Raw genomic sequence first — 8,799 nt, 5'->3', positions numbered from 1 at the left:
GAGTTTATCCGGTGTCACTGACGCTGAAGTTATGCCGAATTTGCTCAAGCAAACCCATCGCAAAATCCGCAATATCTCAGGTGATGGTGCTTACGACACAAGAGCCTGTCACGATGCCGTTCGAGGAAAACGGGCTTTAGTACTCATTCCACCGAGGGAAGGTGCCGCGCTCTGGGAACAAGGTCATCCGCGTAACTTAGCGGTCAGTTGGCAACAGCTTCATGGTTCAAATAAACAGTGGAAAAAACGGTATGGTTATCATCGGCGGTCAATCTCAGAAACAGCAATGTACAGAGTGAAGCAACTACTTGGTGGCAGATTGAGCCTGCGAAATTATAACGGTCAGGTAGGAGAAACTTACGCGATGATAAAGGCGTTGAACAAACTCACTGGGCTAGGCATGCCTGAAACTTACCGTGTAGTTTAATATTCAAACGATTATGAGGAGCTTTGCTCGCTGAATCGATTTAGGAAACAAAGCCTCACCAGCAACTTGACCGCATTGACTATCTTTGGCTGGCTTGGGCAGGTAGAGTGGCAAATAGGTTTGTGGATGGGATTGTGCATGATGTTAGGCTCATTTATCGGCGCGCGCTGCGCGATTAAATTTGGCATGCCCTTTATTCGTCCACTGTTTATTTTGATCGTGCTAATGATTGCAGCAAATTTGGCATGGAGCGCATGGTTGTGAACACCCAACAATTACTGGTGATGCTGAAAAATCAGCTCAAAGCGCTAGAGCAAGAAGTACTGCAGCACGATAATCGACTCGCGCCGCCGCAGCGTAAACTCCTGCAAGAAACGGAGCGCTTTAATCATTCGCTATTTGTCCAACACGGCGCCCAACTCGGCCCCTGTATTGAACAAATTCGTAGCAGCATTATACAGCTCGAAAAACAAATTAAGCTCAAACTCGCCCCCCAGACGATTGCCCTCAGCTGTGAGCGGATCCAAGACAGATTCACCGCCGTCAAACGGGCCTTGCTGACGACCTCTATCGATATTAAGTCAAAAACTCAGCAACGTGCCAGTAGCCGCGCCCGTTTTGCTCAGCGTCAGAATCAGTCTCACCAAGCCAGTGGTTTCGATTGGATCGCCAATAACGTGATGCAAAATAGTCACGAGATCTATGAAGAATTGAACAAACACCTGAATTGGGCGAAAAAATTTGAACAAAAAATTGAAGAAATGGAATCAAAACTTGAAAACTGTCATAGTGCTGACAAAATAAAATTGCAAAATGACATCCTTTTGATGCATCGTCGTCTAGGAAAATGCAGGCAAGCTATTAGTTATATAGAAGATCGCATTCAAATATTCGAACGTCCGTATCAGAGTAATAATCGTTAAGGAGTAACAATTGAAATCACTTTTGCCAATCAGCAGCCTGCTAGTATTACTCGGTTCTGCTTCAGCCTTCGCCGCAGATCTCAACATTCCGATGTCATTTGAGTACCTTGCACTCGATGGTAAAAAAGTCGAGTCTAGCGTGTTCAATCATAAAAGCAGCTTAGAATTAACACCAGGCACTCATAAAATCGCCATTCGTTACCATGAGATGGTAGAAGACGATTTTAGCGATAGCCAAACCTTTGTTAAATCAGCCCCTTTCATCGTGACCTTAGACGTTGATGGCGACTATCAATATTACCTCCAAGCCGCCGAAGGCAAAGTCGTTAAAAAGCCAAAAGTTTACGCGCAAAACCCACAAATCAAATTGACCCGTGGCGACAAAGGCGACGTCAATTTCCAAGTGGTGAATACCAATTTAGAAGAAGAAAGCTTTGTCTCTCGCCTTTTCAGTGGTAATCAAGCCGTTGACGTTTCGGGAACTGCCGCAGCAGCAACCGGTGCAGCAGGCGCAGTGGTTGCCGTTGCACCAGCCCCCGTGGCAACATCGGCTACTGTTAGCGCGACCTCACTCACAGCTCCCATAGACACTTCTAAAGCAACAGCTGCCAATCCACAACAAATGTTGCAATACTGGTGGTTACAAGCGGATGAGAAAACACGTAAAGAATTTATGAGCTGGGCAATTTCACAGTTATAACGACTTACGATAACGAGGTTTAGTCAATATTGACTCTGATCCCACTGGTTTATCACGCCAGCTATTCCAAGCTGGCGCTTCCTCCTCATCACAGATTTCCCACGACCAAGTACGCGAATTTACGGCAGTACTTACTCGAGAATCAGCTTGCCACACCAGCCCAGTTCCACACGCCAACGGCGATGACAGCGCAGGATGTAATGCAAGTGCATCAACGCGAGTACGTAGAGCAGTTTATCGCGGGCACTTTGCCAACAGCGGCGCTTAGACGGATTGGTTTTCCGTGGAGTGAAGCCTTAGTTGAGCGCACCTTGCATTCTGTGGCAGGCACCACTCTCACAGCTTCATTGACCATTAATCAGGGTATTGGCCTGCACCTAACGGGTGGCTATCATCACGCCCATTACGATTTTGGCAGTGGCTATTGTATTTTCAACGATCTTATCCTCGCGGCCCAAAATGCCATCGCGAGCCAGCAAGTGCACAAGGTACTGATTTTTGATTGCGATGTGCATCAAGGTGACGGTAGTGCGACACTCAGCCAGCGACATCAAGGGATAATCAGTTGCTCGATTCACTGCAAAGAGAACTTCCCGAGTCGTAAGCAGCATTCCCACCATGATATTGAGCTAACCAAAGGCAGCGATGACAATCTGTATCTCGAAACCGTGGAGCAAACACTCGCCCTGCTCATTCGCATCCATCAGCCAGATCTCATTCTTTATGATGCTGGGGTCGATATCCATCAAAATGATGATCTCGGCTTGCTTAATATCAGTCAAGAAGGGCTATTCAGACGGGATTTAACTGTGTTATCAATGGCAAAATCGGAAAATATTCCAATTGCTGCTGTGATAGGCGGCGGCTACAGCAGAGACGCACTACAATTAAGCCAAAGACACAGCCAACTTTTTATTGCGGCAAACCATTTGTGGTAGCAAACTCAATGAAAACCGTCATGGAGCATAACGATGCAACTCGAAATCCGTAATTACTACGAAGTTCTTTTAATGGAAATATTGTCAGATGAAGGACTTATGGACGAGCTTCCTGAAGACTATCTCGCCGACTTATGTTGTGTGACCTTAAATCAACTGCCAGTGCGCTACATACGCCACCTCGTCGATACCTACTTCTTTGAAGACTATAACGAGCTGCAAGCATTAAAGCGTGAAATCCAAACCGCACTCGAAAAGTCCCGTGCCTTCCTTAAACAAAATCTGCAAAAAAGATTGCAGGAAGAAGCCGAAGCCAATCGTTAATCTCGCTAATGGATTATCCCATTGCGTATAAAGTATTCACGCTATAAATGATTAACGGCAGAAAACAGAAATAGTCAGTTAGCCAGTATATTGAATAAAATAAATTGAATAAATATAGAGAAGTGGAACGAGAATAAAACAGAGGTATTGCAGAATTGGAGGTTCCCCTAGAGCCGACACCCCGGCACACGAGTCGCTTGCTGCGGTTGCTCCCTTCCGGGCCTGGCCGAGTTCACAAGTTATCATTGCGGGGGGACCCTAGGGTCACCATAACTTCGAGCATTGCTTTGAAAGAGATAAACCAAAGTGCTTGCTTGAACGCCGAGGATTATCCCCCATGCCTCCTATGGGATCAAGCGCTAATCGACAAGATCTCTTAATATCCCGCCTAACTGCACAATCTATAAGCAAGTGCAGTGATTGAAATGATAAAAGCCTGCAAATGCAGACTTTTATAGACATTTCCCTGAGTTTCACTGTGTCAAACTTGGTATAAAGAAAATCCAACAAGAGTAAAACTCAATACATAATGACGCTCAATCATCGCCTGATATAATTACAACTTAATCAAATGACGATTCTGCTCAATCAACTTAGCCCCAACACCCGAGACATTGGCTAAATCATCAATTGCATTGAACTTACCATTTTTGGTGCGATAATCGACAATTGCTTGCGCCTTAGCGGCACCAATCCCTTTTAGCACTTGTAACTGCTCGGCGGAAGCCGTATTGATGTTGACTTGAGCAGCATCTGGCATAGCTTTCTTCGCATCCGATGCCATATCGCTCGCCTCAGTTTTAGCCTGAGTCTGCATTTTAGCGGCGGCTTTAGTCGGGGTGTCTGCGGCGATTGCTGGCATTGCCAAAAAAGCCGTTAATGCCATGGCGCTCATAATAGCGGGTATACATTTGGTGATGTTCATAACTCTTCCTCTATTCCATGAATTGCGGCCTCTCTTCCTACTTCCGTGGCCTCAAATCAAAAATAGTCCATGCTGTTATGAAATACCAAATCGGCGCCACAAATATTCACCCTAGCTAAACTTCACCTCTTAACTCGAAGAACCTAGACCTAACCATAGAAAAAGGGATGCTAAATCGCATCCCTTTTATCATTCAAATAGTTGGTGGTTTAAATTAGTTACACTCGTTAAGCTAAACGCGCTAACGCTTGACTCAAGTCAGCGATGATGTCGTCACAATCTTCTAAGCCAATGGAAATTCGCAGCAGATTATCACCAATCCCAGCCGAAGCTCTTGCCTCTGGCGTATAGGGAGAGTGTGTCATCGACGCTGGATGTTGAATGAGGGATTCTGCATCGCCTAGACTCACCGCAATAGAGAACAAGCTTAAATGCCCCACAAAGGCCATAGCTTCTTCTAAATTTGCCGCCAGTTCAAACGCGATCACCCCACCAGCACGTTTCATCTGCTGACCAATGAATTTATGCCCTTGGTGAGAGGCAAGTCCGGGATAATACACCCGGTTAATACTGGGATGTTCGGCCAAAAATTCGGCCACGCGCTGGGCACTATCGCAATGGCGCTGTAAACGCACATCTAAGGTTTTAAGACCGCGCAAGATCAGCCAAGCATCATGGGGCGATATGACAGCACCAATATCTTTTAAGATTTCATACTTCACTTTATGGAGCTGCTCTTCGCTGCCACACACTATCCCCGCAATCACATCGCCATGACCATTCAGATATTTGGTCGCACTGTGGATCACCAAATCGATACCAAAATCCAGCGGCCTCTGCAGTAATGGCGTCATAAAGGTATTATCGACAATACTGACTAGCTGATGACGTTTGGCAATTTTTGCAATTGCTGCTAAATCAAACACCTGTAAATGCGGATTGACTGGGGTTTCACAGAAAATGACCTTAGTATTGGATTTAATCGCCGCTTCTATTTCTGCTACCGATGAGAAGTCCACTAGGGACACTTCAATCCCAAAGCGAGCGAACTGAGTCGTCATTAGCGCATAAGTACAGCCGTATACGGCATTGGATGCCACTAAGTGATCGCCCATCTGCAAGTTAGCCAGTAATGCGGCGGATACTGCGCCCATACCAGATGCGGTTGCAGCGGCGGCCTCTGCCCCTTCTAAAATCGCCATTTTACGTTCAAGTTCGGCGGTTGTCGGATTACCTAAGCGCGTGTAAATATACCCAGGCTCATTACCCGCAAATCGCTCGCCACCTTGCTGTGCAGACTCAAACACAAAAGTCGCACTTTGATAAAGTGGCGTCACTAAGGCGCCAAATGCCTCACGCTCATGGCCGCCATGAATAACCTGTGTTGCCGCTTTCCACATCTTGCCTGACTCATCTTGCATACCTAGCTCCTTGTAATTGGCCTTGAGCGATTCCCGTTCTTGATTGATTATTGGTATGGAACACTCAATGCCCGCATTATGGACAATCCAATAGATAAGTTAAAAAACATTAGCCCTATCGAATAAGCCCTACCATAACGCGGCCAAGCACTTAAGCCAGTAGCATGGCGAAAATAGCAGCGCGCCAAGTGTAATTAACTTGTTACATAGCACTTTTCAGCCGCACTTTGTCATACTCGGCACCTGCAAAAAATCATAAAAAAAATGCGCTAAGGAACAAGTCCATTAGCGCATCTACTTTCGGCCGATTTAAATCGGTTAATTGTTTGATATTAAATAATATCTACTCTTTAGACTTATCTTTAGCTGGCCGAGAGACTTTGTCATCAACATCGGCGAACTGGCCTTTTAATGCATCGCGGCCTTCCTTGGTAAACAGCTTGCCTGAAAACTGCTTCAGTTCGATCAACAATTCCTGATGCACTTTAGACAATTTAGGCCTTTGCTCTTCCCTAAACACAATCGGCCGACACAGCGCCATGGCCTGATATCCAAGGCGCGCAGTTAGCATGCCGCCCCCTAAGCCTTGGGCCAAGCGAGCAGACAATTTACCTGTCATTTCAACCGATAACAGCTGTGTTCCTAAATCAGTAACTAACTCACTGGTGCCCGCATAAATAATATTGATGATGATACTGCGGATAAGTTTAATCCGGCTCCAATAACCAAGCTCTATGCCATAACAGCGGGCGACATCACGCAGCATACGTTGATTACGCCAAAGGATGATGGCCATATCGAGCACAGCTAACGGACTGGCCGCCAGTAGCACTGCCGACTCAGCCGCATAACGTCGCACGACTTTTTTGGCCAGTTCATCTCGCTCCGTCAGCACTAAGTCCTCGAATAACAAGACTTTCTCGGCATCATTATGTTCATCTTTTAATGAGCTGCGAAGTTGCTGCAAACCTTGGCTGTCGCCATAGTGGCACACTATGTTATCGATAAAACTGTCTGCCTCACCCATTTGCATGCTCTGCGCCAGCCTAGCGCCTGTTTCTTGGGTATCGGCAACCTGTTTGAGTCGCTTCAGTTTGCGGTACTCACTAAACGCCCCCGCCAATGCCCACGCACTGACGACCCCAAGCACCACACCATAAAAACTGAACAACCAAGGGCTCTCAAGCCAAGCATCCCTCAATCCTAATCCCGTTTGAACCACTACGAGCAGCAATAAACTCGTTACCGCCAGACGAGCGAGCCAAGACCAACGGCGTGATTTAACGAGTTGAGGCGATACCGATTTAGCATCGATCATTTTTGGATGGGCAGACAACGTTTCATCCATCAATTCCTCAATATCGGCAGCCACTTCTTGCACTGGCGTATGCGGATCAAAAGCTTTAGCCCCTTTGAGCTCCTCTTTGCTGGGTTTGAGCTCCACGACGTGTGGGTCAAACAGCTGCTGCTTTTTCAGCGGCTTTTGTTTAATGGCCTGTTGTTCAATGGATTGCTCAACTGATTGTTCAGCCGAGCGTTCAAAGGAGTTGGCAGAAGAATTGGAGTCCTGCTCATTAGCGTTATCCGATAGCTTTAGCGTCATTCCAACTTATCTCCCAGTAAGTACTGCAGCAAATGATCGAGACGAATATGGTCAAAGTGCACTTGAGATGGGTCAACATTGGCATTGCTCGGCGGTGCAAAGCCGACAAAGTTAAACCCTTGGTCACGCCAAAAATCAGGCTCAGGTAAGCGAGTGGGCACTTCGCCTGGAAACAAGGTCAGGGCTTTGCCATTGAGTCCCGTCCCCTGAACGACTTCGACCTCACCCTCTTGGGTCGTTACCATGCCATGGCGAGTCGCCTTGATGGCGCTAATCGCCATCGTCTCCACTTTACAACCATCGAAACTGGCAAAATGCTGGCTATGTTTCAACATATCGGTCAGCAGGGACAAAACATGGCTCTGCTGATCGCGCGTCACATGGTCAACCTTGCTCGCGGCAAACAATAAACGGTCGATGCGGGGGGCAAATAAACGCCGTAAATAACTCGATTGGCCAAACTGAAAGCTTTCCATAATGGCATTGAGCGCCGCGCCCATATCCTCAAATTGCTTTTTACCGCGATTCAACGCACTAAAACAGTCAACGAGTACTAACTGCCGATCAAAACCGGCAAAGTGGTTTTTATAGAAAGGCTTAACCACTTTAGCCACATATTCTTGATAACGTTTTTCAAGTACATGGAATCCACTGTGTTTATCGCTTTGCGAAAGTTCAGCAAACTTTTCATCATTAACCAATAACAGGGGGAAAAAAGCCAATAAGGGAGCCCCCTGCCATTCACCCGGCAATAACATGCGCCCAGGTTGCGCTTGGTAATAACCTTGCACGTGCACTAAATCATTGAGTAATAGCTGATATTGATCGGCAATCTGCTTTAATTGCTGCTCATCGGCGCTGGCGGCTAAATCCAATGAAATCAAAGATTGTTCAAACTCAGCATACAAGGGTGAGCTTTTAAGATTCTCGATGCGAACTTGTTGAGCGCGACACCAAGTTACAAAGTCTTGGCGCAACATAGGTAAATCGAGTAACCATTCGCCAGGATAATCGACTATGTCTAAATACAAGGTGGCGGTATCAGAAAACTTTGCCAGTAAGCCCTTTTGCGGTCGGTATTTAATCGCCAATCGTAACTCAGAAATAGTACGGGTAGAGGCTGGCCAGGTCGCAGGTTCGGAAGTGAGCGCTAACATGGCGCCTTGATAATCAAAACTGGCGATTTCAAGATCCGGCTGCATGGCACGCTTAACACCGAGTAAACGCTGATCGCGGCTCACCTGCCACAGCGGCAAAGCGCTGTTGTTGCGGGCGGGGGGGTAAGGTTGAGACTGGTCCAGAATTAAGTAACTGATTGACTAACCCTGTGATAAACGCGGTTTTTCCCGCACCAGAAAGCCCAGTCACGGCCAAACGTAAATGCCGGTCCGCGGTGCGATGTAACAGGGATTGTCCCTTTTGGGTTAATTTATGGAGCGAGGCATCAAGCATTCCCATAGAGACTTCCCTTATGTCGAATGATGTTAACTTATGTCAAGTGATGTTGACTATACACTGGAGTGAAACAGAGATTAAGC

At 46.7% G+C, this 8,799-nt stretch carries 7 protein-coding genes, 1 other RNA gene and 3 pseudogenes; 6 read left to right on the top strand and 5 right to left on the bottom strand.

What is annotated here, in order from left to right; genetic code table 11:
* The 6 genes and pseudogenes from KV201_RS15355 to KV201_RS15330 all read left to right on the top strand — a co-directional run.
* Nucleotides 1-427: pseudogene (locus KV201_RS15355) on the top strand (IS5-like element ISSpu11 family transposase); the annotation flags it as partial.
* Nucleotides 428-484: 57 nt separating this feature from the next.
* Nucleotides 485-691, top strand: a pseudogene (locus KV201_RS15350) (TSUP family transporter); the annotation flags it as partial.
* Nucleotides 688-1,350 carry a primosomal replication protein gene (locus KV201_RS15345; RefSeq protein WP_006081147.1) on the top strand — a complete coding sequence of 221 codons (663 nt, stop codon included), beginning with the start codon at nt 688-690 and terminating at the stop codon, nt 1,348-1,350. The pseudogene KV201_RS15350 and the gene KV201_RS15345, both read left to right, overlap by 4 nt.
* Nucleotides 1,351-1,360: 10 nt before the next feature.
* The gene (locus KV201_RS15340; protein ID WP_226059847.1) at nt 1,361-2,050 is read left to right on the top strand and encodes a DUF2057 domain-containing protein; all 690 of its coding nucleotides are present in this window, start codon (nt 1,361-1,363) and stop codon (nt 2,048-2,050) included.
* Nucleotides 2,051-2,079: 29 nt separating this feature from the next.
* Nucleotides 2,080-2,988, top strand: a complete 909-nt coding sequence (locus KV201_RS15335) for a histone deacetylase (protein WP_226059846.1) — start codon at nt 2,080-2,082, stop codon at nt 2,986-2,988.
* Nucleotides 2,989-3,021: 33 nt separating this feature from the next.
* Nucleotides 3,022-3,312 (top strand): late competence development ComFB family protein, encoded by a 291-nt coding sequence (locus KV201_RS15330; protein ID WP_006081144.1) that lies wholly within the window; start codon nt 3,022-3,024, stop codon nt 3,310-3,312.
* Between the two features lie 164 nt (nt 3,313-3,476).
* Here KV201_RS15330 and ffs read toward each other — a convergent pair.
* From ffs to KV201_RS15305, 5 genes and pseudogenes are all read right to left on the bottom strand, one after another.
* Nucleotides 3,477-3,574, bottom strand: an RNA gene (gene ffs, locus KV201_RS15325) — signal recognition particle sRNA small type.
* 294 nt (nt 3,575-3,868) lie between these two features.
* Nucleotides 3,869-4,237 carry a ComEA family DNA-binding protein gene (locus KV201_RS15320; protein ID WP_226059845.1) on the bottom strand — a complete coding sequence of 123 codons (369 nt, stop codon included), beginning with the start codon at nt 4,235-4,237 and terminating at the stop codon, nt 3,869-3,871.
* Between the two features lie 227 nt (nt 4,238-4,464).
* Nucleotides 4,465-5,658 (bottom strand): methionine gamma-lyase, encoded by a 1,194-nt coding sequence (gene megL, locus KV201_RS15315; RefSeq protein ID WP_226059844.1) that lies wholly within the window; start codon nt 5,656-5,658, stop codon nt 4,465-4,467.
* 343 nt (nt 5,659-6,001) lie between these two features.
* On the bottom strand, nt 6,002-7,261 hold the full coding sequence (locus KV201_RS15310; protein WP_226059843.1) for a YcjF family protein: 1,260 nt from the start codon (nt 7,259-7,261) through the stop codon (nt 6,002-6,004).
* Nucleotides 7,258-8,719: pseudogene (locus KV201_RS15305) on the bottom strand (YcjX family protein). Before KV201_RS15305 ends, KV201_RS15310 begins: the two are co-directional and overlap by 4 nt.
* Nucleotides 8,720-8,799: the final 80 nt, after the last annotated feature.

Source organism: Shewanella sp. SR1 (genome assembly GCF_020447145.1).
Classification (GTDB): Bacteria; Pseudomonadota; Gammaproteobacteria; order Enterobacterales; family Shewanellaceae; genus Shewanella; species Shewanella baltica.
The sequence above is the reverse complement of the archived record's forward strand: the minus strand, read 5'-3'. Positions and strand labels throughout refer to the sequence as shown.